The following is a 25,438-nucleotide window of genomic DNA, read 5'->3' as shown; positions in this document are numbered from 1 at the left end:
CGCCGTGACGCGGACGAGCCTGACGTGTCCCTCCCGCCTCCGTTCCTCGGTTCGCTGCGTGCAAGCCGTGGCCGGCGACGCTACTGGCTGGTCGTCGGCGCCAGCTTCACCTTGATCACGTCGCCCGGCAGCACAGGCGTGTCTTCCTTGGCCTCGATCTCGCTCGTCTTGCCGTCGGCGACCCGCACCAGCGAATAGAGCAGGGGCGGTTCTTGACTGCCGGTGAGAGCGGCAGTCGTTGCTGGATCCGACGCCTGAGCGATCAGGCCCTTCTGCATGCCGACCCTCAAGGCCGCCTCGTTGAGGTTCGTCTCCGTTTGCTGCCGATCGGCAGTGAGGCTCGAACCCAGCGTGTTACGGGCATCGATCGCGTCCTGCTCTGCCTTGCTGATCGACTGCTTGGCGGTGAGGATAGCCGTCTCGTAGTCCAGGATCTTGCCTTGCAGGTCGGCGACCGTCTGCTGCGAGGAAAGCAATCTCGCATTGGCAATCAGGCCTTTCTGCGCCAGCGGACCGATGCTGTTTGCCTGCTGCTCCGCCAGATCGACCTGCTTCTGCTGGTTGGCGATCTTCTTTTGCAGCGATTCGATTTCCGACTGCAGAACACCCTTCAACTGGTCGAGCGCATCGAGCTTCAGCTTCAGCGACTTCTGGTCGGAAACCAGGATCGCCGTTTCGTCGGCGACGATGGTCGGCAATCTCGGATCGCCCTGGATTTCCTGAGGCACCTCGAAAGTCGTTTTCCCCGCCAGGTCGGCGTCGATACGGGCTCGCCTGACCATCAGCCGTAAGCGCTGGTCGTCATAGATGTCATAGCTGCCCTTGGCGGTGATCAGATCCTTTTCGATCTGCGGGCCGTTGTCGGCATTGCGCCGAATGCCGCCGGCGATGCTGATTGCCTTGAGCACCGTCAGATCGGGCACGAAGGGAAACTGGCCGGGATTCTGGACTTCGCCCGAAATGTAGAACGGCCGGAACTGCGCCATCTCGACCGAGGCTTCCGGCTTGTCGGGCAGCGCCAGCTTACGCTGCAGCGCGAGCCCGATCGCCGAGGCGATCTCGGCCGTCGTCTTGCCGGCGGCCTGAATGTCGCCGACGAACGGCACCGAGAGCGTCCCGCCCGGACCGACCGAATATTCGCCATTGACGGCCGACCAGTCGCGGAACGTGCCGTCGACCGTCTGCCATTCGGCGACGCGGATGTTGAGCTTGTCCTGCGGGCCGAGCTGATAGTCGCCGGCGGCGGCGAATTGCGGCATGGCCAGTGACGCCGCAAGCAAGAAGCCCGCGACGCGGGCTGGTGTCCGAGATATGAGACTGCAGGCGAAAGACAGTCCGAAGAGGTCTTTTGTCAAATGAACGTTTCCGATCCGCTTTGGCCCCATCCGCCCGAATGAGATCACTGCCGGATGCCTGCCCCGGTTACCGCGGGGCAGGCCTGTTGGTCGATAGTTCCGGTCAATAGCTGCCGCGCGACATCCACACGGCAGGAACTGTCTTGAAGATGATGCGAATGTCCTCGAACAATGACCAGTTCTCGACATAATGGCGATCGAAGGCGACCCTCGTGTCATAGGATACGTCGTTGCGGCCGCTCACCTGCCACAGCCCGGTGAGACCCGGACGTGACTTCAGGTAATAGACGGCGGCGCTGCCATAGATTTCCAGCTCGTCGCGCACGACCGGGCGCGGGCCGACAAGGCTCATATCACCCTGCAGGATGTTGAGGATCTGCGGCAGCTCGTCGAGGCTGAGCTTGCGAAGCACCGCGCCGACGCGGGTGACGCGCGGATCGTTCTTCAGCTTGCGCGTCGCGATCCATTCGGCGTTGGCCTCCGGATTGGCCGCCAGATAGGCGGCAAGCACGCGCTCGCCGTCCGGCACCATGGTGCGGAATTTGAGGCAGGAGAAAATCCTGCCGCCACGGCCGATTCGCTTGTGGCCGTAGAAGATCGGACCGTTGTCCGAAAGCTTGACCAGCAAGGCGACCATCAGGAAAAGCGGGCTGAGCAGAACCAGCCCTGACAGGGAACCGACGATATCGAAGCTGCGTTTGAGCAGACCGCCGATGGGGGGTGGAAAATCAACGCCGACCTGCGCAAAACCCGCATTAGCCGACTTGGCGACATCCCTCATGCAGAAGCTCCATACGTTGAACGGATGGTTTACGGCAAGATATCAAAAAAATGCTGCAGCGCAACACACAATTTCCCATCGCGCTGAAATGTTCACGTCATGAATTGACTAAATAATAAACCTTCCGTGCCCAAATTTTCACCTTTGTGGCGCGTTTATGACAAGCTGATAGAAATCCATGAAAATGTAGTCCGCCTTTCGGGCCTTTTTTGGACAGTTCGTTCTTTGCTGCAGACGAAACGCGGTTGCATGACGCCAAAAGCACTCGCAACGGTAAGTTATTCAGATAAAATACTATTCAAAGTCGCGGGTTTTACTGAAGCGAAAGGGGCGGCATTGAATAGCCGCTCAAGCCGCAGTGTGCGACGCAGCATGGCAGAGTCGATCTCGTAAAATCGTTGGAAACCATACCTGCCGGGCCTTGCTCCGATCAGCCTGCCTTAATAGAGTCGCAAATTGTTCCTGTCATAGTCTGCATGGGTAAGGAAGGCCGGAAGCAACCGGCCGGATGGGCAGCCAGAAAGAGTTCTTTGGCGCAACGGGGAGTTACGCGGGTGGGTAAGTCGCAGCTTCTGCATGCTCGTCTCGGTTGAGAGGCCGGCGAACATGTCTCTGCCAAAATTCTTTATAGGCATGATGTTCGCGCTGGCGATCGTCATCGGCTGGTCTTATTTCGACGGCGCGTCGGCGGGCACCATCCTCTTGCGTGCCATCGTTTGCGCCGTGATCATCCAGGCAGGCTATTTCCTTCTGGTCTTCGCCATGATCGGCAGGGCAACGCCGACTTCGACCGACAAGATCCGCGAAGCCGACCGCGGCGTAATCCTGAACAAGGTCGCCGACGGCGAAAAGCTAAGCGCCAGACGCAGCCTCCACTGACCGTCCGGTCTGAGGGTCCTGCGCGATCTCGACCGATGGCGTGGTCTCCTGCCCTGGCTGCTCGCCGGACAGCATCCTGGCCAGCCGGCTGCCGGCTTTTGCCTTCAGCCGCCGATATTGTCCGACCTCGACGATGCGCCCGTTCTCGATGGCCACGACCCAGTCGGCGAAGGCGATCATCGACGGCCGGTGCGCGATGGTCAAAATCGTCATCCGGCCGCGCAAAGCCTCGATCGATTGCGCGATCAGCGACTGGTTCTGCCAGTCGAGCGCGCTCGTCGCCTCGTCGAGGATGAGCAGCGATGGCTTGCGCAGCAGCGCCCGCGCCAAGGCGATGCGCTGCCGCTCGCCGCCGGAAAGCCGGACGCCGCGGTCGCCCACCACCGTCTCCAGCCGCGATGCCAGCTGTTCCACGAAATCGGCCGCATGGGCGTTGCGCAGGGCCGCCCATAGCTCCTCGTCGTTGGCCCCAGGCGCGGCAAGACGAAGATTGGCGGCGATCGTGTCATGCAGCAGGAACACATCCTGCGGTACATAGGCGACCTGATCGCGCCACGCCCTGCGATTTTGCGCGGTGATCTCCACGCCGTCGGCCAGGATCCGGCCGCTGGTGGGTTCGAGCAGGCCGAGCAGCATGTCGGCGATCGTGCTCTTGCCGGAACCGGAAGGGCCGATCAGCGCCGTCACCTTGCCGGCGGGCAGGCCGAAGGTGATATCGCTGACCACCGGTCTTGCGTCACCCTCGCCATAGGCGAACGATACCTCGCGGATGTTGAGGCCGGTCTCGAGCGACAGTCTCGCGCCTCGTTCGGCCATGCCTTGGGTCGGCTCGGGCTCGGCGTCGAAGCGGGCCTGAAGGGCTTGCATCGAAGCGTAGGCCGGCAGGTTGATCAGCACCTGCTGGGTTTGAAGCTGCATGTCCATGAAGCGCGGCGCCACCCGCATGAAGACCAGGAGCAGCACGACGATCTCGGCAAGCGAAAGGTGGAAGCGGACCAGCGCGATGTAGATGAAGAGGCTGAGTCCGATCACGCTCGCCATCTGGAACAGGGCGGTGCCGAGCGAAGAGTTGCGCACGAAGGCGATGTTGTCGGCCTTCATCCTGTCCAGCGTCGCGCCGAGCTCGACGAAATAGCTCGCCTCGACATTGAGGCTCTTGGCGACCTTGATGCCGCCGAGAAACTCGGAGACCGTGCGATACTGGTCCTGGCGGTTGCCGGTCAGCGCGCGGCCATAGGCGCTGGCGCGTGCCCGGAACGGCTGCAGCGCAACCAGCAGCACCAGGCCGATGAGGATGGCGAAGGACGTCATCACCGGCGAGATGAACAGCGAGACCACGAGATAGCCGGTGAGAAGCAATGTCGCCTGGGTGAGCATCAGCAGCGAGAAGGCGGCTACCTGCACGCGGTCGACATCGCCGTTCAGCGCGTGGTCGAGATCGGAGCTGCGGATGCGGGTGAAAACACCCCAGCGCGCCCGGCCGATGCTTTCGAACAGGTTCATGCGCACGCGGTTGACGAAATCGTAGAGCAGCCGCGCCATGTAGACCGACTTGAAGCGGTTGAAAATCGCCTGCAGCGCCACCAGCGCGACAAGCAGGCACAGCACCGTCGCCAGCGACAGCGTTCCGCCGGGCACCAGCCAATGCAAGGCTTCCGGCACTCGAACTGCGTAATCCTGTTCGGCCCTGCCTATCAGGCGCAGCAGCGGGACGAGCAGCAGGATCGAGATGCCTTCGGTGAGGCTGCCCAGGATCAGGAAGGTCAGCGCCGTCGCGGTGCGTCGCCCGCCGACATGCGCCATCATGCCGCCGAAGCCGGCAACGTCGCGGAAAAACGACAGGCGAAACTTCGAGGACCAGCCCATGTCCCGCCTCACCTTGTCCCGGACGCCAGGTCGGCTTCGATCGCGGCGACCGCTTCGTCGATCCGGTCGAGTCCGGCCGGCACTTCCAGTCGGCTGACGCCGACCCGTCCGGCGACCTGTGCGCATTGGCTGAGATGCATCGAGGCGGAATCGCCCGGCAGCGCCTGCCGGCCGAACCGCGTGATATAGGAGAATTTGATGACCGCGGGCAACGCTGCGACCCCGGACAGCGGGGAGATAGCCGCCCGCACGCCCCGCTCGAGCACATAGATGCGCGACACCGGCACCGCTTCGGCCGCAAATCCGTCACGCAGCCGATGCTGCGCCTTGTCGATCTGCGGATGCACCTGCGGGCGCACCTCCGCCTGCTCGAGGCGAATGGCGCCGGCCGCGTCCGCCGCAAGCTTGAGCTGCGGGAAGCCGGGCAGGATCATCGGCCGGTCCGGGTCGGACAAATCCAGCGCCACGACATCGTCGGTGAGCAGTCGATGGCCGGCGCGGATCATCGCGCCTGCCGTGGTCGATTTGCCGGCGCCCTTGTCGCCCATGAAGATCACGCTTTTGCCGTCGACTTCAATGGCGCTGGCATGCAGGACGAGCAGCCCGCGCTGATGCAAGGCGAGCGCCATCACCGGCCCGAGCAGCGGAAAGGCGAGCAGCGGATCGTCGACCCCTGGCGCCGGATCGACATCGATGCGGTTGGCGCCGCTGATCAAGAACGTGCCAACCGCCTGCCAGGAAAGATACTGGCGCGTCGGCTCGAACCGGAAGGCGGTGGCGTCCCGGGATGCCCGGCCGGGAAGATCGACTCGCCCCACCGCGATCTCCAGGTCCGGCGTCGCCGGGCGCGTCGGCTCCAGCTCCGGCAAGGCCACTTCGGAGCCTATCACCAGCCCGTAGGCCCTGTAGAAACGGCGGACACGTCCGCTCGCCGCCGCCGTTTGCGGCTCGGGCCGCGCAAGGGGAGCGATCGGAAGGTTCATGCGGGGTTTCCCTCAACTTGCCGCAGCCACAGCGACAGCGAAACCGCGCGCCAGACATGCTGGACGTCCGGCAGGGTCGCCTGCTCGGGCCGGCTCAGCATCCGGTCATAGACCGCGGCCACTGCAGGCAGGTTCACATAGGGCGCGATCCGCTCGCTGTCCGATACAAGCAGCCTGTCCAGAAGCTCGCGGTGATTGCCGAGCATGCCATTGACCAGATTGGCGGTGAAATCGATCTTGTCGCGCCGCCATTGCACCGCCGGCGGCAGAACGCCTTGCATCGCCCGGCGCAGCACATGGCGGCCAAAACCGTCCTTGAGCTTTTCCTCGCCGGGCAGCGCCAGGCAGAATTCGACGAGTGGCTTGTCCCAGAACGGATAACGCGGCTCAACGCCGAAATTGGCGGCGGCCTTGTCGAGTACTTCGAAAGCGTGCGGCACCAGCCCGGTCGACAGAAGCCAGCGATGCGTCAGCGCTTCGCTGGCGCTGACGGCGGCGGGCATGTAGCCGCTGCGATGAAAGCGCTCGGCAAGATCGGTGCGCCCGGCAAGATCCGGATTGACCAGACCCGCCCAGGCGGCGCGTGGCGCCTGCGCCGGCCCGCGCCGCACCTTGCGGACAAGGCGTTTGGCCGCCGCCCTCATCCTGGCGATCCGCCAGGCCGGCCCATAGATGGTCAGGAACTTGAAATAGAGGGGAAGCATGCCCTCGCCATAGGTGTTGGCTGCGCTGCGCAACTCGCGCCACAGCTCCAGCCACCTTCCGGCATTGGCGAGCTCGTGAAGGTGTCCGTGGCCTTGCGAGACGACCTCGTCGCCGCCATGCCCGTCGAGCAGCACCTTGACGCCCTTTGCGCCCGCCGTCCGGTAAAGGTCGCGCGTCAAGGACAGGCCTGGCGCCAGGAACGTGCCTTCCTGCTCCTCCAGGATGCGCTCGAACTCGGCGAAGGGCGCGTAGTTGCCGACGGCAATCAGCGTGGCGTCGAGCGGATTGCCGTCGAGCACCGCATCGATGAACGGCTTCTCGTCCATGGACGAGCCCTCGTCGAACACCAGCGAGAAGGTCTTGAGCTTCGGGTTGCCTGTCGCCGCTGCCCTGAGGCTTGCAAGGCATGTGATCGAGGATGAATCGAGGCCGCCGCTCAGCATGGCGCCGACAGCCGACGTGCCACGCATCCGGTTCTCCACCGATTGCGCGAAGAGATGCCTGAATTCTTCGGCCGCGTCAGCGCGCGGCGGCCGCTGTGACGGCTCGATCTGCCAGTAGCGCCGCAGCACAATTCCGTGGCCCGCCACCATCATGCTGTGCCGCGCCGGCAAGCGGAAGATTTCGGCGTAGGGCGTGGCCTGCGGATCGTCCGGCAGGCCGGCGAGAAAACCGGAAATCTGGTGCTCACTGAGGCGCCTGCCGACGCCGTCCAGCGCCAGGATCGGCCCGATCTCCGAGGCGAAAGCAAAGCGCCTTGCGGTCGAATGATAGTAGAAGGGTTTGACGCCGAAATGGTCGCGCGCGCAAAACAGGGCCTGACGATCGCGGTCCCATATCGCGAAGGCGAAGTCGCCTTGCAGGTAGGTCGGACAGGCCTCGCCCCATTTCAGGTAAGCGCGCATGATGAGCATCGCGTCGGCAATCCACCGGTCGCGCAGGCCCAGCCGCGCCAGAAGCTCGTCGCGATTGTCCAGCCGGCAATCGGCGGTGATGGCGAACTTGCCGCCGGCCATCGCCAGCGGACCGGGCCCGTCCTCGCCGGTCGTGTCGAGCCAGGCGTGGCCGAGCGCCACGCTGTCCTCCGTCCGCCATGAGCTGCCGTCGCGGGCACGATGGCGCATGCGCGAAAGCATCTGCTGGATGTCGCTGGCCGCGGCGGGCCTGCCGTTGTCGATATGCAGGATGCCGGCCACGCCGCTCATCGGTCACGACCCATGGTCGACAAGGTGGGTAAATCCGTTGATCGAGCCGCCGAGCACGATGTGGTTGCCGCTCATCAACCAGGCATGCGCCCTCAGTTCGCTGCCCGTCCCCCTTTCGATGCCGATGCTGATCTTCGAGGCGTTGCCCTGGCGGGCAAGCAGATATTGCCCGGCCAGCGCCTGGGTGAGGCAGCTGGCGCCCGGCACCAGCCGCGCGGCGGCGGCAACGCCCCAGGCGACGCGCCGCAGGTCGGCGATGCCGGCGTCGCGCCTCGCATCAAGCCGCGTGATCAGGCCGCGGACGCGGTTGTAGGAGGAAAGCGTCAGCGCGAGCCGCACCACGCTCACCACCGCCAGGCAGCGCGCCAGAAACAGCATCTCCTGGCCGCTCAGCGAGCAGATACTAAAGCGCGCCGCGATCCTTCGGATTCGCTCCATGCGCTTCAGGTCCTTGATTTCACGCATGTCTTTATCCCGAAACCGGTCCCCGCTTTCGGGAGACATGCTTTAGACCAGTTCCTCACTGTGGAGCCTCGCAAGCCCTGCTTCGGTCAGCCCCCTCAGCAAGCTTTCGACATCGGCCTTGCAGCGCTCGGCATCGACATTGTAGCGCGCAAGCACGGCGCCGCGGATATCGAGCACCGATCGCGGCTCCTGGATCTGCTCCCAGATGAAGGCGCCGACGCTGTTCAGGCTGTAATAGACATTGGATTTGAGGTGGAGCAGCGCCAATCCGGCGCCGAATTCACAAGCCACCGCCTCGCCTGTCGCGACCACGCGGTCATGGTCCGAAGGGTTCCAGTGCATGCTAAAACCTCGTTGCTGGCCCGCCGCGCCCTTGGACCTTGGCCAGGGATCGGTTGCCTGCGATCCTCTGCCGTAAGCCGGGGGACAAAAGCCCCCCGGCTCGCCTATTGGTAATATCCGGAGCCCCACTTAGACTCCAAGGTGCCTGCAAGCTTACGAGAAAGTCAGCTCGCCGACCGGCGTGTGTGCGGGAAAGCTCACGTCGAGCGCCGTCGAACCAGCACCACCCTGCGTGATGGTTTCAATCGAACCATGAACCGTCAAGCTGGGGGTTTCGTACTCATGCTTCTCAACATTCTGTTCCATTTTACTCTCCAATTAAGGACTGGAAGCGGCCGCAGAATGCCGCCAGCATATGGCTATGCTGCAATGCGATTGCTGCATGGCAACATTCATGAGTCAAGCGTGATTTACCAAGCATTAATCAATTCTTGGTTGCGCTTGCCTTTCTTGATGATCAAGCCATGAGCATTGTCATCGTAATCCTCAACCACTCAGGAATTCAACTGCGCGTTCTCGTCGATTAAGTAAGTGATTGATTTATTTATTATATTTTTTTGACGATAAATACGTCCTGCGGATGTGAAGAAATTGCTGCAAAAACCATGGTTTTTCGGCTTGCAGCATCGTCACGGAGGCTTGTCTTCAAAAGTGATTGAATGTGTGCGATTTTAAACGCTTAGGTTGTGAATTTGAAGTGGCTTTGGCCGCCTCTCGGACGGTCGTTTTAATTTTCCCGGTGTTTTTCTTCGCAAGTGCGGTATAGATCGCTCGGGCGGCGTTTTGCGGAGAGCGACATCGGGCATGGCGATGCAGGATGGCTCCTATGAAAGGCTGCGTGCCGCCGGCTGTGCCGATGAAGTCGCCTATGTGCAGGCCTGCCTGAGGCTGTTTTTCGCACCCGGCGTCGACGCCGCCGACGGCCAGGCGGATATGCCCGCGCCGACAATCTCGGCGGCTCATGTCGCCGATATCGCAAGGCTGAACAAGGTCGGCGTGTTCATGCTCAAGGCGCTCGCGCGTGCTCCTGCCGGCGCGGCGCCTCCCGGTTTGCCCGGCTGGCTCGACGGCTATCGGCGGCGCACCATGTCGATGAACGCCGCCTGCATCGGCGATTCGGTGGCCATCGACCGCGTGCTTCGCGACAGGCGGGTCGATTTCGTCTTCCTCAAGGGACCGCTCCAGCAGCACAGGCTCTATGGCGAGCATTTCATGAAGCCTTCCGGCGATGTCGACATACTGGTTTCGCCGGCGAGCTTCGCCGAGGCGCGCGCGGCGTTGCGGACCATCGGCTACGAGGTTGCCGGCAAGTCGCGCTCGGTCTGGTGGGTGCGCTTCCTCGGCGAGCAGCACATGGTCCGCGAGGATGGCGCGAGAGCGTCGACGGTCGACCTCCATCACCGGCTGCAGCAGCCGGGTTCGCCGAGCCCGCGCGACATAGACGGCTTCCTGCGCCGCAAGAGTGAAGTCGAAGTGGCCGGCGCGGTCGTGCCGATCATGTCGGCGGCCGACACCTTGCTTTTGTCGTCGATCAGCGTCGCCAAGGCCTTTTTCAACCGCGAGCCTTGCGCCGGCTATGTCTGCGATGTCCGGGCCAGCGCCAGCCGGCTGAGTGAGGCCGAGCAGCAGACGGTGCTCGATCACGCCGCCGAGCAGGGCCTTGCCGATACGCTGCTTCTGGGGCTGCGCGCCGCCGACGTGCTGCTGGGCGCCAGCGGCACGCTGCTATCGGATCGCGCCGCCCGCATCCTGGCGCGTATCGGCAATGCCGACCTCTTCCACATGGTGATCGCGCCGTGGCTTGCCTCGCTGCGCTGGCCGCAGCGTCGCCATGTGCTTTGGGAACTGTGCGGCCACGAGCCCGTCCGTTACCTGGCCGAGGCTGGCTGGGCTGCCTCCGCCGACCTCAGCCGGCGCATCTTCGAGCGGCCGGCCGCTGTCGCGCCGGGGCCGGGCGGCACGATCAAGATCGCGGGCGGGACAGCCACTCATGCAAGCGAAAGGTGAACCCATGCCCCTGACGACGCCTGTGACGAGCCCGGCGGTTTGCGTCATCATTGCCGCGCGCAACGCGGCCCGGACGATTCCCGTCGCCATCGCCTCGGCGCTCCGCGAGACGGAAGTCGCCGAAGTCGTTGTGGTCGACGACGCTTCCACCGACAATACCCGCGATGTCGCCTTGGCCGCCGACGACGGCAGCGGCCGGCTTGCCGTCATCCGCCTCGACGTCAATCGCGGTCCTTCCTCCGCGCGCAACGTCGCCATCCAGGCCTCCAGATCGCCCTTCATCAGCATCCTCGACGCCGACGATTTCTTCCTCGAAGGCCGCTTTCGCCGGCTTTTCGCCGCCTCCGACTGGGATTTCGCCGCCGACAACATCATGCTGATCCGCGACGACGCCGCGCCCGACCTCGCCAGGGTCGCCGCGCCGCCTTTCGCCGCCGATCCGGAATTCCTCGATTTCGAGCGCTTCATCGACGGCAACATCTCGCGGCGCCGCGTCCTGCGCGGCGAGCTCGGCTTCCTCAAGCCGGTGATCAGCCGGGCTTTCCTCGAACGGCACGGGCTGACTTACGATGAAAACCTGCGTCTTGGCGAAGACTACGAGCTCTATGCGCGCGCCGTCGCCAGCGGGGCGCGGTTCAAGATCATCAAGTCCTGCGGCTATGGCGCGATCGTGCGCGCCGATTCGCTGAGCGGCCGCCACAAGACGCAGGATCTGAAGCGCCTTGCCGATGCCGATCTGGCGTTGCTTCAGATCGACAATCTTCCCGAACGCTCGAAGGCGGCATTGCGGCGCCACGAGCGTCATGTCCGCGACAAATACCGGCTGCGCAACTTCCTCGACGTGAAAGCCGAGCGCGGCTTGGCGTCGGCCGCGGCTTACGCCTTCGCCAGCCAGTCGAATTTGATCCCGATCGTTCGCGGCGTCGCCACCGACAAGCTCGACGCGCTGTTCCGCCGCACCGGCATTGCTCCAAGGCAGCAAGTGCCGCCGATGCGCTTCCTGATGGCGGCAAGCAGCGCCGCAAACGAGTGATTCCGTATCGTCCCGGAAGCCGCCGGCCCTCAAAAAATCCGCATTCGCAAAACTATGATGTTGCCTAGTCGCTGCGGGGGTGGCAGTCTATGCTGCAATGCAGCAATTTCGAAAGGCCGGCAAGATGGCTTCGATTTTTGGCTTCAGATCCCGGGATCCGGCTCGCGACCGGCAGACCGATCTCCAGCGTTTCGACCGGCTTGCGAAGCTGTTCGATCAGATCGCGGCCGAGATCGAGACGGAGAAAACGGGACTGGAGAATCGCTACAGGTCGACGGCGGCCAACGCGGCCTTTCTGGTCGAGGCGATGGAGAATGGTTCGGCATCGGCCAGCAAGGGATCGGATGTCAGCGTGATGACCAACTCGATCCTGAACTGCGAGCGGCGCATTGCGGAGCTCGCTCGCCAGAAAGGCCTGGTGAAGGAACTGCGCCGTTCGCTCGACGCGATTGTCGAGGATGGCGCCGGTCGGTCTGCTTCGCAGTCCGCGGCAAGAGGCTGACGGCGCCCGCAAGCGCCGTCATCGGTACGAGACACTAGAGGAGTTCAAAAGGGCGCAGGATCAGAGGCGGCTCGCTCGCTCGAGCCAAGAATGACTTTGGGTTGGGGCGGAACAACACAAGGTGAGTTTGTTATGAATGCAGATCCCAAGAACCCCTCCACCGTGGCGGCTTGCGAGATGTCGCATGCGCCGGGGAGTGGATTAGCCAGCCTGCGGCTCGGCGCGGCCGGCCTCCTGGTTGCAGTCGCGGCGACCCTGCATCCCGCGCATGCGCAAGGGACCCAACCAGAGCTGAAAAGCGCGCCGTCCTTCGTCGACAATTTCTCCAATTTCAATCAGTCCCGCTGGTTCGTCTCGGACGGCTGGACCAATGGCGCCCATCAGAACTGCACCTGGTCGAAGGATCTCGTGCGGCTTTCCGATGGCGTGCTGTCGCTGAGCTTCGAAAAGCGCAAGCTGAAGGACCGCGAGTTCGCCTGCGCCGAGATCCAGACCAAGCAGCGCTACGGCTACGGCGTCTATGAGGCGCGGATGAAGACCGGCGCCGGCTCCGGCCTCAACGCGGCCTTCTTCTCCTATATCGGCCCGCAGGACAAACAGCCCTGGGACGAGATCGACTTCGAGGTCCTCACCAAGGACCCCTCGAAAGTGCAGGTCAACAGCTACATCCAGGGCAAGCCGAAGAACGCCAAGCTGGTCGACGTCGCGGGCGGCGCCGACAAGGGCTTCAACGATTACGGCTTCGTCTGGGAGAAGGACAGGCTGCGCTGGTACGTCAACGGCAAGCTCGTCCATGAGGTGACCAACCCGGACGAGCTGCCTACCCACTCGCAGAAAATCTTCTTCAGCCTCTGGGGCAGCGACAAGCTGACCAACTGGATGGGCGCCTTCGTCGATCCCGGCAGCAAGGTCACCATGCAAGTCAAGCGCGTCGCTTTCACCGCTTTGGGCCAGCCATGCCAGTTTCCGGAATCGCTGGCATGCAGCATAAGTAACAGCAACTGAGCATGATCCCCGAAAGTGAGACCCGGTTTCGGGACAAGATCATCCGAAAATAACCAATCATGATCCCCAATAATCGGAACCGGTTTTTGGGGATCATGCCGAACCAGCCGGGCCGTTGGGCCTGGGGACATCTGAACCAGCCGGGCCACTTTGTGGCCCGGCCTTTGACAGGAATAGAACCAAATGAATTTGACGGTGTTTGGGATTGGCTATGTCGGTCTCGTCCAGGCCGCTGTGCTGGCCGAGGTCGGCCACGAGGTGGTGTGCGTCGATGTTGACGAGAAGAAGGTGGAGCGCCTTAACCAGGGCCTGATCCCGATTTTCGAACCGGGCCTCGAAAGCCTCGTCAAGGAAAACCACGCGGCCGGCCGCATCCGCTTCACCACGGATGCGGCAGCGGCGGTCAGGCATGGCCAGATCCAGATGATCGCGGTCGGCACGCCGCCCGGTGAGGACGGCTCGGCCGATCTGAAATATGTGCTGGCCGTCGCCGAGACCATCGGCCGTGAGATGGACAGCGCCAAGATTGTCGTCGGCAAGTCGACCGTGCCGGTCGGCACTTGCGAAAAGGTGAAGGCCAGGATCGCCGAAACGCTGAAGAAGCGCGGCCGCGAGGACCTCGCCTTCGACGTCGCCTCGAACCCCGAATTCCTCAAGGAAGGCTCGGCGGTCGCTGATTGCATGAAGCCGGACCGCATCATCGTCGGCACGTCCAGCGAGGATACCGAGATGGTGATGCGCGAGCTCTACGCGCCGTTCAACCGCAACCACGAGAAGATGATCGTGATGGACGTGCGCAGCGCCGAATTCACCAAATACGCCGCCAACTGCATGCTGGCGACCAAGATCAGCTTCATGAACGAGATGGCCAATCTCGCCGAACAACTTGGGGCCGACATCGAGGAGGTCCGCAAGGGCATCGGCTCGGATCCGCGCATCGGCTACCACTTCATCTATCCCGGCCTCGGCTATGGCGGCTCGTGCTTCCCGAAGGACGTGCGCGCGCTGATCAAGACCGCCGAGGGCATCAAGTTCGACGCCAAGCTGCTGCGCGCCGTCGAGGAGCGCAACAATGCGCAAAAGTCGGTGCTGTTCGACAAGGTCAACCACTATTTCAAGGGCGCGCTCAGGGGCAAGACGTTCGCCGTCTGGGGGCTGGCCTTCAAGCCCAACACCGACGACATGCGCGAGGCGCCGTCGCGCACGCTGATGGAAGCGCTGTGGGCGGCCGGCGCCAAGGTGCAGGCCTATGATCCCGAGGCGATGCAGGAGTGCCAGGCCATCTACGGCCTGCGCGAGGATCTGCTGCTCTGCGGCACCAAGGAGGCGGCGCTGCGCGGCGCCGACGCGCTTTTGATCTGCACCGAATGGAAGAGCTTCCGAGCGCCGTCCTTCGACGCGCTCAAGGATTCGCTGACCACGCCGGTCATCTTCGATGGCCGCAACCTCTACGATCCCAAGGTGATCGCGCGCTACGGCATCGAGTATTTCTCGATCGGCAGGATGGCGGCATGACGATGCCCGCTCGGGCACAGCAAGGAGCCTAGGCTATGAAAGTTCTGTTTGCGGGCGGCAGCGGCTACACGCCGCAATTTAGCGGTGGCGTTCAGTCGAGCACGCATCATCTGGTCGAGCAGTTGCGCGAGCATGGCCACGAGGCCTCGGTGCTTGCCGCTTTGTTCGGCGACGGCTTTTTCGGCTTCAAGGCGCGCGCCAAGATGAAGCTGCTCCGCCAGCGCGCCGTCATCGATACGTTCCCAGGCTATCCCGTCGTACGGGCATGGTTCCCGTGGGAGGCGGCGGGCTTCGCGACCAAGCGATTGCGGCCCGACGTCGCGGTCGTCCAGTGTCACAAATCCGTGCCGATCGGCAAGGAATTGCAGGCCCTCGGCGTGCCGCTGGTCGTTTACCTGCGCAACGTCGAGTTCGACGAACTGGCCGGCGACCCGCGCGAATTGCAGTCCGCGCTCTACATCGCCAATTCGGAATTTACCGCCCGTGCCTACAAGGAGAAGTTCGGTATTGAATCCACGGTGATTCCACCCACGATCAATCCTGCCTTCTACAGCACGCCGACAACCGGCGAGTTCGTGACGATGATCAATCCTTACAACGAGAAGGGTTTCGAACTGGCCGTCCAAATTGCCCGCGAATGCGCGGAAATCCCGTTCCTGTTCGTTGAGAGCTGGATGCTCGACGACGATCACCGGGCCGAGATCGAGCGGACGCTTGCTTCGCTCGGCAACGCCGTCCTCGAGAGCCGCACCAGCGACATGAAGACGGTCTACGGCCGCACGAAGATCCTGCTTGCTCCCAGCAAATGGGAAGAAGCCTGGGGCAGGGTCGCGTCCGAGGCGCATTGCAGCGGCATTCCCGTTGTCGGATCCCGGCGCGGCGGTCTCCCGGAAGCGATCGGCAACGGCGGCGTGATACTGGATTACGATGCTCCGCTCGCCGACTGGGTGGCTGCTATACGGCGGCTATGGACCGACAAGGCCGATTACGACAGGATGTCCGCGGCGGCTCGCCAGTTTGCGGAGCGGCCGCAGATGAACCCCGACAACCAGTTCGCGACGTTCATGGACGTCCTGAATCGTGCTGTCGAAGGACAGCCCCTTCGCAAGGCTTCCTGAGCGGGACTTCCGCGACACGAGGCGAAACCGGCACTTCGCAACGGTTTATGTTGCGATGCAACAATTCGTGCCGGCGGGCGCGGGACGAAAAGTCAAATGCGCTGCATCAAAATGTTGCAGTGCAGCAATTCCTATATTACCATCCCCATCGGGTGGGCCAACAGCGGTCGAATGAATGCTGCATGTCGTGTGCCTCAAGTACGATTCCCATCCAGTTGCCCCTGTCGTGCGACTTTTCCTGACGGCTGAAGACGCCGCGCCGAAGTCCGCGGGCAAGGCCGGTTGCCTTGTTCAGGCCTGGTTGTGGGCGGGCTGCCCGATGAATCCCGGCGCGGGCGCGGGCCGAGAATGAGGATATGCTTCGTCGTCGACAAGTTCCCCTCCCTGTCGGAGACCTTTGTCCTTGACCAGATAGCAGGCTGCCTTGAGCGCGGCATGGAAGTCGGGGTCGTCTGCAACGAGACGACGTTCGGCAAGGACGCCAATGTCGACGATCGGCGCTGGAAGAGTCTGCCCGGAAAAGTCGTGTGCTGGTGGGGCTGGCTCGGCCGTTATCGACCCTTGCTGAGGAAATGGTCAGGCAAGTCTTGGGACAAGCTCTCGACCGCTATCGACCTCCTGTACGCGCGCAAATTGCACAAGGCCGATGTCATCGTCGCGCATTTCGGCACGAACGGCTTGCGGGTGGCGCGTGTCATCAAGCGTGGGCGGATTTCCGCGCCGCTGGTGACTGTCTTCCACGGCAACGACGTCGGCGGCCCGATGCATGACAACACGCTGGCGCGCTACAGGACGGTGTTCCAGAACGGCGTCCTCCAGATGCCGGTGAATGCCTTCTTTCGCGATGCCCTTATCGAGGTCGGCGCCCCGCCGGAAGAGGTCGTCGTGCACCATATGGGCGTTCGACCCGGCGAGATAGAATACCGATGGCGATCCTGGAAGAATGAAACGCTGTCGTTCATTTCGGTCTGTCGTCTGACCGAAAAAAAAGGCGTTGAATATGCGCTTCGCGCGCTGGCCAGGCTGCCGCGTGACGACTGGAACTATTCGGTGATCGGCGCCGGCGAATTGCTGGAGCAATTGAAACGATTGGCCGCCGAGCTCGGCATCGCCGGGCGCGTCGATTTCCTCGGCCCCAGGCCGCATGCGGAGGTCAAGCAGCGCTTGCGGGACGCGCATGTCTTCGTGCTGCCCAGCGTAAGCGCCCACAACGGCGACCTTGAAGGCATCCCGGTCGCCCTGATGGAGGCGATGGCTGCCGGGTTGACGGTGGTCAGCACCTACCATTCAGGGATACCCGAACTGATCGAGGACGGGAAAACCGGCTTCCTCGCGCCGGAACGGGACGTTGCGGCGTTGGCCGCCAAACTCGTCTGGGTCGCCGATAACCCGGTCCTGTGCGAGCCGATCGCGATCGCCGCGCGGCGCAAGATAGAAACAGACTTCAATGCCGACGTTCTGAACCAGCGGTTCGCACGGATCGCAACTGAACTGGCTGGAACGAGAGCACACTGATGAACGCTAACCCGCCCCTGCCGCAGTTCGGACGCGTCGCCCTGCGCGGCGGGCTGGTCACTGCCGGTGCCCAGGGTTTCAAGATGGTGATCCAGTTCCTCTCGGTCATCATCCTTGCCCGGCTGCTGCTGCCGGAAGATTTCGGCCTTGTGGCGTCGGTCGGGCCGATCGTCGCCTTTGTCGGGCTTCTGCAAAATCTCGGGCTGCAGCAGGCTCTTGTCCAGCGCAAGGACATCAGCGACAGGCAGCTCAATCAGGTGTTCTGGATCAGCGCGCTGGTCGGATTGGGCAGCGCGGTGGTAGTGGCGGCATTGGCCCCGGCCATTGCCGGCTTCTACGGCGATCAGCGCATGTTAGGCATCACGGTCGCCTCCGCGCTGCCGTTGCTTCTCGGCAGCATCGCAGCCGTCCCGCTCGCCTTGATGAACCGTCACCTGCAGTTCGGCCAGCTGGCCTTCAACGATGTCATAACGGCGGCCGCCGGTCTTGTTGCCGCCGCCATCGCGGCCTGGGCGGGAATGGGATACTGGTCGTTGGTGCTGGGGCCGGCCGTGGCGGCGGTCGTTGCCCTCGGCGCCGCATGGCTGGTGGTGCGCTGGACGCCGTCGCGTCCGGACTTCAGGGTCGAGAGCGAGATCCTGTCGTTCGGCGCCAATCTGACCGGCTTCAATCTCGTCAATTTCTTTTCACGCAATCTCGACAACATCCTGATCGGAAAATATTCCGGAGCGATCGAGCTTGGCTACTATGACCGGGCCTACAAACTTCTCCTGTTTCCGCTGCAAAACATCACCCAGCCGCTGACCCGCGTGATGGTGCCGTTGCTCAGCCGCATCCACGAGGACAAGGTGCGGTTTCGCGATCTGTACGTGCGTACCAACTGGATGCTGGCGGCCGTGACCATGCCCGGCATCGCGGCGCTGACACTGACTTCCGAGCAGGTGGTCGCGCTTCTCTTCGGGCCGCGCTGGACCGCCGTAGCGCCAATCTTCGCGTGGCTGGGCATCGCCAGCCTGATGCAATCCGTATCGAGCACCACCGGCTGGATATTCATCTGCCAGGGCAAGACAAAGGCCATGTTCCAGTGGGGCGCCTACTCGTCGCTCACCACCGTGGCCGCTTTTGTCGTCGGCCTGCATTGGGGCGCCGTCGGCGTCGCGGCCGCCTACGCGATCAGCGGCTACATTCTGCGGGTGCCGGTGCTCGCGGTCATGATCCACCGCGTCGGGCCGGTGACGGCAGGGGACTTCCTGATCATGCAGGGCCTTTTCATTTTATCGTCCCTGCTTGCCTGGCTTGCCTATCTCGGCCTGCCAGCGTCCCTTACCGGCCAGTCGGACCTTCTCGCCGTCGTCCTGGCTTTATGCCTCGACTATGGGCTTGCCTTCGTCCTTATGTCGATCTTCCCCCAGTCGCGCAGGATACTGCTCACCACGCTTGCCAACATCGCGCGCAATTTGCGCTGATGCCTTGGCCATGAGAGGCTTCAGCAACTCCGCGGCAGACATCGCCGAAGCATGTTCCTCGAGCACGGCTTGGAGGATGGTGCGGCGGTAGTCTTCAAGCTTGCCGACGAACCGGCCGAGCTTTTCGGCCGCCTCTGGCGGGGTGACAGTGTCGATATCGAGCAGCAGATCGGCAACACCGATCCTCTTGGCGACTTCCTTGGTCTTGAACTCATAGGCGATCGGAAGCACAGGCGTTCCCACGCAGAGCGACATGATCATCATGTGCATGCGGGTCGCGACGACGAAGTCGTAACCCTTGACCAGAGCCATCAGTTGCTCGGGGGTGTGGAATGAAGCGTCCACGCTGACATTCCTCGCAATTTCTGGATCGAGCTCGGCGACGATCTTGCGTGCTGTCTTGGAATCGTCATGGGCATATTCCGGAACGCCCTGGCAGGTGGAGACAAAGGTCACCTGCTTGCCATGGTCCCGGACAAGGATGGTCGCGATCTCACGTACCGAATCGATATAGCGGCGCATCCCGTCTTGGCCGTCATTGACGTAGTTCCAGTGGCGGACGGAAATGGCGACGCGGCCCGTCTGCGCAGGCGGCTGAGCCGAGGCGAGCCGCTTCCCGATGCCGTCCGTGTCGGCAAGGGCAAACACGGCATCTGCCACCACGTGACATTTGCCCGGCTCCTTGACCATGTCCGCTATGTGATGGCGGGAGCGCTCGTCGCGCAGCAGGATGAGCGGACTGCGATCGAAAATCGGGCTCAGTTCGTGTCGATTGTAAGGTTTGTTGAACGGACCGAGGGACTGCGTGAAGAATACGGGATCCTTGCCGATGGCCGCATCCAGGCGGAACTGGTTCAGTCGCCGTTCAAGGTTGTAGTTCTCGACCAGATAGGTGCCGCCAGTCGTGACCACGAGGTCGGCGTTCTGATAGATATCGAGGCCGCGGCGGTCGCTCTCCTTGAAAAAAGCGCGGCCGACAAGGCTGTCAGATCCGAAATTCCGCAGCACCTTGTGGACCAGCCGGTTGTAGTGCGGCTTGAGCCGATCTTTCACACCGCTTCCCGAAGGGTAGCGGAAGAGGGTTTCCGACAGGAGCTTGTGAAATTCCAGGTCGGGGTAATCCTTCGTTGGATAGAGTCTCGCGGCGACCTCGGGCTGGCTGTCGAAGACGAAAAAGCGCAAGCCGTCGCCGGCGACAGTCCTCAGAATGTGGCGAATGGCCAGCAGGATCGCTGCGTCTCCCGTGTTCAGGCAGACCGTGTTCTCGACGATGATCTTCATCGCATCTCCTCATCTTGGGCAGGTTTCCGAAAAAGGCGGCCCCCTTGTCGCCCAAATGCCGGTATGTCGATCCGCAGTGCCTGTGGGCTCTCCGCCACCCTTCCGACGACCGACCGGTCGCCAACTGTTGCCGAGGACAGCTTAAGCTCAGGGCTTTTGCAGTGCAACAAAAAGCGCGATGCGCTTTGCTACGCCGCACCAAAATTGTTGCGATGCAGCAAAAGCTGTACTAGCATCCCCGATGGGTGGGCCGAACATCGGTCGAGTTTCATGCTGCATGTCTTGTACCTTGTGCATGACGTATCCGACCCGGCAGTGCGCCGGAGGGTCCAGATGCTCAAGGCAGGCGGCGCCAGGGTCACCCTGGCGGGCTTCCGCCGCACCACCAGTCCGGTCGCCGAGATCGAAGGTATCAGGCCTGTCGACCTCGGCGCGACACGCGACGGCCGATTCGCGCAGCGCCTCGGGGCGGTCGCCAAGGCGGCCATGTCGATCGGTGCGAAACTGGGCGCCATGCCCAGGCCCGATCTCATCATCGCGCGCAATCTCGAAATGCTGGCGCTTGCCCGCCGCGCCAATGCCGCCCTCGGGGCGAACGTGCCCATCGTCTATGAATGCCTCGATATCCATCGCCTGGTGCTGCGCGACGATTTTGTCGGCAGGACATTGCGCGGCGCCGAGCGTCATCTAGCCCGCGACGTCAAGCTTCTGGTGACCAGTTCGCCGGCCTTCATCGCCAATTATTTCAAGCCCTTCGGGCAGATCGGCGCGCCTGTCGAGCTGATCGAGAACAAATATTTCGAGGCGGCCTCCGTTGTCGCCGCGCATTCTTTCGAGGACGACGGCCCGGCGACGCCGCCCTGGCGGATCGGCTGGTTCGGCGCGCTGCGCTGCCGCCGCTCGCTGGAACTGCTGGCCGACTTCACCCGCCGGCAGGCGGGGCGTTTCGAGGTCGTGCTCAGAGGCCGTCCGGCGCTGTCCGAATTTCCGGATTTTCATGGTTTCGTCGAGGCCGAGCCCTGGCTTTCGTTCGGTGGCCCTTACCGCAATCCGGAGGACATGGCGGCCATCTACGGGGAGGTGCACTTCTCCTGGGCGATCGATTTCTTCGAAGCCGGCCAGAATTCCGAATGGCTGCTTCCCAACCGCCTCTACGAAGGCTGCCGCTTCGCCGCCGTGCCGATCTCGATGGCCGGCACCGAGACCGGCCGGTTCCTCAAAGGGCAGGACATCGGCGTGCTTCTGTCCGAGGCGACGCCCGAAGGTCTCGCGGCGATGCTCGGCCGAATGGATCAGGACAGATACCGCGCCCTGAAGTCGCGCGTGTTGGCCCGCAATCCACGGACCTGGAGCTACGACCGCAGCGACTGCGCGGCGTTCGTCGAAAAGCTGCGCGGCCTCACCGCCATGCCTTCGGCTTTCGCGGCGGCGGCATGATGGCAAAGGACGCGCAAAGACCGATGACGCAGGCAAATCCATCGATCCTGATTGTCATTCCCTGCCTCAACGAGGCTGCCCATATCGGCGGCCTGCTCGACCGGTTGCGGCCTGCGGCGGCACGGCTCGGCGGCCGCATCGTCGTCGCGGACGGCGGCAGCAGCGACGGCACGCAGGCCATCGTCGAAAAGATCGTGGCGAAGGATCCCCGGGTCATCCTGCTCGCCAATCCGAAGCGCCTGCAAAGCGCCGCCATCAATCTGGCGGTGGCGACCCTCGGCGAAGGCGCCGACTATCTCATCCGCATCGACGCGCATGGCGGCTATCCGGACGACTACTGCGACCGGCTGGTCGAGGACGCTTTGGCCACGGGCGCCGATTCGGTCGTCGTTTCGATGCTGACCGCCGGCACCGGGGCCGTGCAGAAGGCCGTCGCGGCGGCGCAGAATTCCAAGCTTGGCACCGGCGGCTCGAAGCACCGGCACATGTCCGAGGGCGAATGGGTCGACCACGGACACCACGCGCTGATGCGCATCGCCGCTTTCAGCCATGCCGGCGGCTATGACGAGAGCTTCAGCCACAACGAGGACGCCGAGCTCGACTACCGTCTGCGCCAGGCCGGCTACCGCATCTGGATGAGCGGCAGGACGCATATGGTCTACTATCCGCGCTCGTCGCTGAAGAGCCTCTATCTCCAATATCTTGGCTATGGCCGTGGCCGCGCCAGGAATGTGCTCAAGCACCGCATGGTGCCGAAGGTCCGGCAGATGGTCCCGCTGCTGGTGGCGCCCGTGGTGCTGTTGGCCCTGTTCTCCGTCGTCCACTGTCTGGCGGCGGTGCCATTCCTTTTGTGGGCGGCGGTATGCCTCGGCTACGGCCTGGTGACGGCGGTGCGCCAGCGCAACGCCAGCATCGCGCTGGCCGGCGTCTCGGCCATGGTCATGCATTTCGGCTGGTCCGTCGGCTTCTGGCAGCAGCTTTTGATGCCGCGCTCGCAGCGCGAGGTGGCGTGATGGCCGGCCGCTCGATCGACATCTGCATCTGCACTTTCCGCCGGCCTGAGCTGGCCGACACGCTGCGCTCCGTCGCCGCCCTGGAGAAGCCTGAAGGTTTGGAGATTGGCATCGTCGTTGCCGATAATGACGATGAACCAGGCGCCCAAAAGCTGGTGAAGGCGCTGGCCGAGGAATTGAAGTTGCCGGTCCGCTATCGCCACGCGCCGGCGCGCAACATATCGATTGCCCGCAATGCCTGCCTCGACGCCAGCGTGTCGGACTTCGTCGCCTTCATCGACGATGACGAGACGGCGTCGCCCGGTTGGCTGGTCGAGTTGATGGCGACGGCCGATGCCACCGGCGCCGCGGCGGTGCTTGGGCCGGTGCGGGCGCATTATCGCCAGGACGCGCCGGACTGGATGCAGAAGGGTGACTTCCATTCCACCTTGCCGGTCTGGGTGCGCGGCGAGATCCGCACCGGTTACACCTGCAACGTCCTGCTCCGAACGACCGACGCGAGCCTGCGCGGCCGGCGCTTCAGCCTGGCGCGCGGCCAGACCGGCGGCGAGGATACCGAGTTCTTCGATGCCATGGTCAAGGCCGGCGGCCGCATCGCCTTTGCGCCGCAAGCCTTCGTCGACGAGGTCGTGCCGCGCGCCAGGGCCGCGTTCGATTGGCTGCGCCGTCGCCGCTTCCGCTTCGGCCAGACGCATGGCCATTTGATCGGCCACGGCGCCGGCGGCATCCGCCGCGCCGGCCAGGTCGGGCTGGCTTCGGCCAAGGCCGCCTTCTGCTTCGGCATGGCTGTTTTGACCGCGATCAGCCCGGTGCGACGGAACCGCAGCGTGCTGCGCGGCATTATGCACGTTGGTGTCGTCTCCGGTTTGGTCGGCGTCCGTGAAATCCGCCAGTACGGCCTCACTTCGCCAGAACAAGGGAACAAGCGTGCAGCCTGACGTCAGCTTCGTCATCGCCGCCTACAATGCGGAGGCCACCCTCGACCGCGCCATCGCCGGCGCGATCGCGCAACTCGGCGTGACCGTCGAGGTCATCGTCGTTGACGACCAGTCGCGCGACGGCACGCTGGATGTGGCGCGCGCCTATCCCGAAGACATCGTCAAGGTGGTGGCGTTGCCGCAGAATCGCGGCCCAGGTGGCGCCAGGAATGCCGGCCTCGATTTAGCGCGCGGCCGCTGGGTGGCGGTGCTGGATTCCGACGACGCCGTTCTTCCTGGCCGTATGGCGGCGATGATCGCGCGGGCGGAAGCGGCCGGCGCCCAAATCGCGGTCGACAATGTCCAGGTCGTGCGCGAGGACGGTACGCCCGACGACACCATGTTCCCGGCCGACTATCTCGAGGGCTTAAGCGAGATCTCGCTGGCCGATTATATCGAGGGCAATCTGGTTTTCGAATCGCGCTTCAATCTCGGCTATCTCAAGCCGGTCTTCCAGCGCCGCTTCCTCGACGACAACAAGCTGCGCTACGACGAGAAGCTGCGCATCGGCGAGGACTACATTCTGCTTGCAAGCGCGTTGGCCAGCGGTGGCCGTTGCGCTGTCGAGCCGACCGTCGGTTATGTCTACCATATCCGCACCGGCTCGATCTCACGGGTGCTCGAATTGCACCACGTCGAGGCAATGACGCTAGCCGACGCCGCCTTCGCTACGGCATATCCCATGGACAGCACCGCGAAGGCGGCCTTCGCCCGGCGCGGCCGCAGCCTGCGCAAGGCGGCGTCGTTCCTGTCCCTGGTCCAGCACATTAAGGCGCGCGCGCCGCTCAAGGCAATCGGGGCGGCGCTCAGGGATCCGGCCGCGATCGGGCATTTGTCGATGCCGATCGCGGTCCGGCTCAGAAGGGTTGCGGCGCAGGTTCGCCGTGGGGGCGGGGAGATGAAGCATGCGGGCGATTTGATAGCCGGCGATAGGTAGAAATCTTTTTCTCTCAGAAGGAAGACCAGATGCAGAAAGTCAGGAAGGCAGTCATCCCGGTGGCGGGGCTCGGAACGCGGTTCCTGCCGGCAACCAAGTCCATGCCGAAGGAAATGCTTCCCGTCGTCGACAAGCCCGTCGTGCAATATGCCGTCGACGAGGCGTTCGAAGCCGGCATCGAGCACATCGTCTTCGTCACCGGCCGCAACAAGGCGGTTATCGAGGACTATTTCGACCTGCATCCTGAACTGATCGGCACGCTGGAACAGACCGGCAAGAAGGCGCAGCTCGAATCGCTGGAGAGCCTGCTGCCAGTGGCCGGCGCCACCTCCTTCATCCGCCAGCAGTCGCCGCAGGGCCTCGGCCATGCCGTCTGGTGCGCTCGCGACGTGATCGGCAACGAGCCCTTCGCGCTGCTGCTTCCCGACATGGTGTCCTTCGGCGCGCGCGGCTGCCTCGCCGAGACCGTCGATCTTTATCAGCGGACCGGCGGCAACGTCATCGCCGTCGAGCGCTGCGATCCCGCCGAAACCAGCAAATACGGCATTGTCGGCCGCGGCGACGAGGTCGGCTCCGGCTTCCAGGTCACTGAGATGGTCGAAAAGCCGGCGCCCGCCAAGGCGCCGTCGAATTTCTACATCAATGGCCGCTACGTGCTGCAGCCGGAGATCTTCGCGCTGCTCGGCAATCAGCAGCGCGGCGCCGGCAACGAGATCCAGCTCACCGACGCCATGGTGCGCCTCGCCCAGAGCCAGCCCTTCTATGCCCAGCCTTTCGATGGCCGCATGTTCGACTGCGGCTCCAAGGAAGGCTTCATCGAAGCCACCATCGCCTTCGCCCTGGCTCGCGACGACATGAAAGGCCCTGTCTTCGAAATGCTGCAGCAATTCGTCCGGTCGCATGAGCGCCGGGAAGTAGCCGCATAATGCCCATCTTTCGGGTGCATATGCGGTTTCGCGATGGCGCGACAGCCACTCAGGCGCCCGGGCCTTCAGGCCTGGCGCATCCTGGCAGCAACGTTGCGCGGTCTTTTCTGGTCACGACGCGGATC

Annotated in this window: 23 protein-coding genes; 14 read left to right on the top strand and 9 right to left on the bottom strand. The window is 63.5% G+C overall.

Annotated elements, in window-relative coordinates; genetic code table 11:
• Window positions 1-80: 80 nt before the first annotated feature.
• Together EJ069_RS21720 and EJ069_RS21715 are read right to left on the bottom strand one after the other, a co-directional pair.
• Complete coding sequence (locus tag EJ069_RS21720) at window positions 81-1,259, bottom strand: polysaccharide biosynthesis/export family protein (protein ID WP_245456238.1); 1,179 nt, start codon at window positions 1,257-1,259, stop codon at window positions 81-83.
• A gap of 199 nt (window positions 1,260-1,458) precedes the next feature.
• Window positions 1,459-2,136 carry a sugar transferase gene (locus EJ069_RS21715; protein WP_042645112.1) on the bottom strand — a complete coding sequence of 226 codons (678 nt, stop codon included), beginning with the start codon at window positions 2,134-2,136 and terminating at the stop codon, window positions 1,459-1,461.
• Between the two features lie 606 nt (window positions 2,137-2,742).
• Here EJ069_RS21715 and EJ069_RS21710 point away from each other — a divergent pair.
• The gene (locus EJ069_RS21710; protein WP_126063046.1) at window positions 2,743-3,015 is read left to right on the top strand and encodes an exopolysaccharide production repressor exox; all 273 of its coding nucleotides are present in this window, start codon (window positions 2,743-2,745) and stop codon (window positions 3,013-3,015) included.
• Here EJ069_RS21710 and EJ069_RS21705 read toward each other — a convergent pair.
• From EJ069_RS21705 to EJ069_RS21680, 6 genes are all read right to left on the bottom strand, one after another.
• Window positions 2,989-4,881: an ABC transporter ATP-binding protein gene (locus EJ069_RS21705; protein ID WP_126063045.1), complete on the bottom strand. Its 1,893-nt coding sequence runs from the start codon at window positions 4,879-4,881 to the stop codon at window positions 2,989-2,991. The genes EJ069_RS21710 and EJ069_RS21705 overlap by 27 nt on opposite strands.
• 8 nt (window positions 4,882-4,889) lie before the next feature.
• Window positions 4,890-5,864 (bottom strand): serine kinase, encoded by a 975-nt coding sequence (locus EJ069_RS21700; protein WP_126063044.1) that lies wholly within the window; start codon window positions 5,862-5,864, stop codon window positions 4,890-4,892.
• Window positions 5,861-7,774, bottom strand: coding sequence for a lasso peptide isopeptide bond-forming cyclase (locus tag EJ069_RS21695; protein WP_126063043.1), 1,914 nt, complete (start codon window positions 7,772-7,774; stop codon window positions 5,861-5,863). The genes EJ069_RS21700 and EJ069_RS21695 overlap by 4 nt, the downstream gene beginning before the upstream one ends.
• 3 nt (window positions 7,775-7,777) lie before the next feature.
• Window positions 7,778-8,239 carry a lasso peptide biosynthesis B2 protein gene (locus EJ069_RS21690; protein WP_245456236.1) on the bottom strand — a complete coding sequence of 154 codons (462 nt, stop codon included), beginning with the start codon at window positions 8,237-8,239 and terminating at the stop codon, window positions 7,778-7,780.
• Between the two features lie 42 nt (window positions 8,240-8,281).
• Window positions 8,282-8,581 (bottom strand): PqqD family protein, encoded by a 300-nt coding sequence (locus EJ069_RS21685; RefSeq protein ID WP_126063041.1) that lies wholly within the window; start codon window positions 8,579-8,581, stop codon window positions 8,282-8,284.
• Between the two features lie 153 nt (window positions 8,582-8,734).
• Entirely contained in the window at window positions 8,735-8,887 is a 153-nt protein-coding gene (locus tag EJ069_RS21680; RefSeq protein ID WP_126063040.1) for a lasso peptide, read from the bottom strand.
• A 498-nt stretch (window positions 8,888-9,385) separates the two neighbouring features.
• Here EJ069_RS21680 and EJ069_RS21675 point away from each other — a divergent pair, with 498 nt between their 5' ends.
• The 8 genes from EJ069_RS21675 to EJ069_RS21640 all read left to right on the top strand — a co-directional run bounded on the left by EJ069_RS21675 (window position 9,386) and on the right by EJ069_RS21640 (window position 18,742).
• Window positions 9,386-10,588, top strand: a complete 1,203-nt coding sequence (locus tag EJ069_RS21675) for a nucleotidyltransferase family protein (RefSeq protein ID WP_126063039.1) — start codon at window positions 9,386-9,388, stop codon at window positions 10,586-10,588.
• A 4-nt stretch (window positions 10,589-10,592) separates the two neighbouring features.
• A complete protein-coding gene (locus tag EJ069_RS21670; RefSeq protein WP_126063038.1) occupies window positions 10,593-11,621 on the top strand; it encodes a glycosyltransferase family 2 protein in 1,029 nt (342 codons plus the stop codon).
• A gap of 124 nt (window positions 11,622-11,745) precedes the next feature.
• Window positions 11,746-12,123: a hypothetical protein gene (locus EJ069_RS21665; RefSeq protein ID WP_126063037.1), complete on the top strand. Its 378-nt coding sequence runs from the start codon at window positions 11,746-11,748 to the stop codon at window positions 12,121-12,123.
• 132 nt (window positions 12,124-12,255) lie between these two features.
• Window positions 12,256-13,128, top strand: a complete 873-nt coding sequence (locus EJ069_RS21660; RefSeq protein WP_126063036.1) for a glycoside hydrolase family 16 protein — start codon at window positions 12,256-12,258, stop codon at window positions 13,126-13,128.
• A 183-nt stretch (window positions 13,129-13,311) separates the two neighbouring features.
• Window positions 13,312-14,643 (top strand): UDP-glucose/GDP-mannose dehydrogenase family protein, encoded by a 1,332-nt coding sequence (locus EJ069_RS21655; RefSeq protein WP_126063035.1) that lies wholly within the window; start codon window positions 13,312-13,314, stop codon window positions 14,641-14,643.
• Window positions 14,644-14,678: 35 nt separating this feature from the next.
• Window positions 14,679-15,761, top strand: a complete 1,083-nt coding sequence (locus EJ069_RS21650) for a glycosyltransferase (RefSeq protein ID WP_126063034.1) — start codon at window positions 14,679-14,681, stop codon at window positions 15,759-15,761.
• Window positions 15,762-16,109: 348 nt separating this feature from the next.
• A complete protein-coding gene (locus EJ069_RS21645) occupies window positions 16,110-17,276 on the top strand; it encodes a glycosyltransferase (RefSeq protein WP_126063033.1) in 1,167 nt (388 codons plus the stop codon).
• Window positions 17,276-18,742, top strand: a complete 1,467-nt coding sequence (locus tag EJ069_RS21640) for a lipopolysaccharide biosynthesis protein (protein WP_126063032.1) — start codon at window positions 17,276-17,278, stop codon at window positions 18,740-18,742. Before EJ069_RS21645 ends, EJ069_RS21640 begins: the two co-directional genes overlap by 1 nt.
• On the opposite strand, the gene EJ069_RS21635 is transcribed toward EJ069_RS21640, so the two are convergent.
• On the bottom strand, window positions 18,638-20,023 hold the full coding sequence (locus EJ069_RS21635; protein WP_126063031.1) for a polysaccharide pyruvyl transferase family protein: 1,386 nt from the start codon (window positions 20,021-20,023) through the stop codon (window positions 18,638-18,640). The two genes, EJ069_RS21640 and EJ069_RS21635, sit on opposite strands and share 105 nt — an antisense overlap.
• A gap of 270 nt (window positions 20,024-20,293) precedes the next feature.
• Between EJ069_RS21635 and EJ069_RS21630 the strand changes: the two genes are divergently transcribed.
• From EJ069_RS21630 to galU, 5 genes are read left to right on the top strand one after another with little or no spacing between them, the layout of a single operon-like run.
• Window positions 20,294-21,460: a glycosyltransferase gene (locus tag EJ069_RS21630; protein WP_126063030.1), complete on the top strand. Its 1,167-nt coding sequence runs from the start codon at window positions 20,294-20,296 to the stop codon at window positions 21,458-21,460.
• A 23-nt stretch (window positions 21,461-21,483) separates the two neighbouring features.
• On the top strand, window positions 21,484-22,473 hold the full coding sequence (locus EJ069_RS21625) for a glycosyltransferase family 2 protein (protein ID WP_126063029.1): 990 nt from the start codon (window positions 21,484-21,486) through the stop codon (window positions 22,471-22,473).
• Window positions 22,473-23,411 (top strand): glycosyltransferase family 2 protein, encoded by a 939-nt coding sequence (locus EJ069_RS21620; protein ID WP_126063028.1) that lies wholly within the window; start codon window positions 22,473-22,475, stop codon window positions 23,409-23,411. Before EJ069_RS21625 ends, EJ069_RS21620 begins: the two co-directional genes overlap by 1 nt.
• Window positions 23,401-24,387 carry a glycosyltransferase family 2 protein gene (locus EJ069_RS21615; RefSeq protein WP_126063027.1) on the top strand — a complete coding sequence of 329 codons (987 nt, stop codon included), beginning with the start codon at window positions 23,401-23,403 and terminating at the stop codon, window positions 24,385-24,387. The genes EJ069_RS21620 and EJ069_RS21615 overlap by 11 nt, the downstream gene beginning before the upstream one ends.
• A 29-nt stretch (window positions 24,388-24,416) precedes the next feature.
• On the top strand, window positions 24,417-25,313 hold the full coding sequence (gene galU / locus EJ069_RS21610) for a UTP--glucose-1-phosphate uridylyltransferase GalU (protein ID WP_126063026.1): 897 nt from the start codon (window positions 24,417-24,419) through the stop codon (window positions 25,311-25,313).
• The last annotated feature ends 125 nt before the right edge of the window (window positions 25,314-25,438 follow it).

It is taken from the genome of Mesorhizobium sp. M2A.F.Ca.ET.043.05.1.1, assembly GCF_003952445.1.
Classification (GTDB): Bacteria; Pseudomonadota; Alphaproteobacteria; order Rhizobiales; family Rhizobiaceae; genus Mesorhizobium.
Note: the sequence above shows the minus strand (reverse complement) of the source record. Positions and strands in the feature narration are given on the sequence as shown.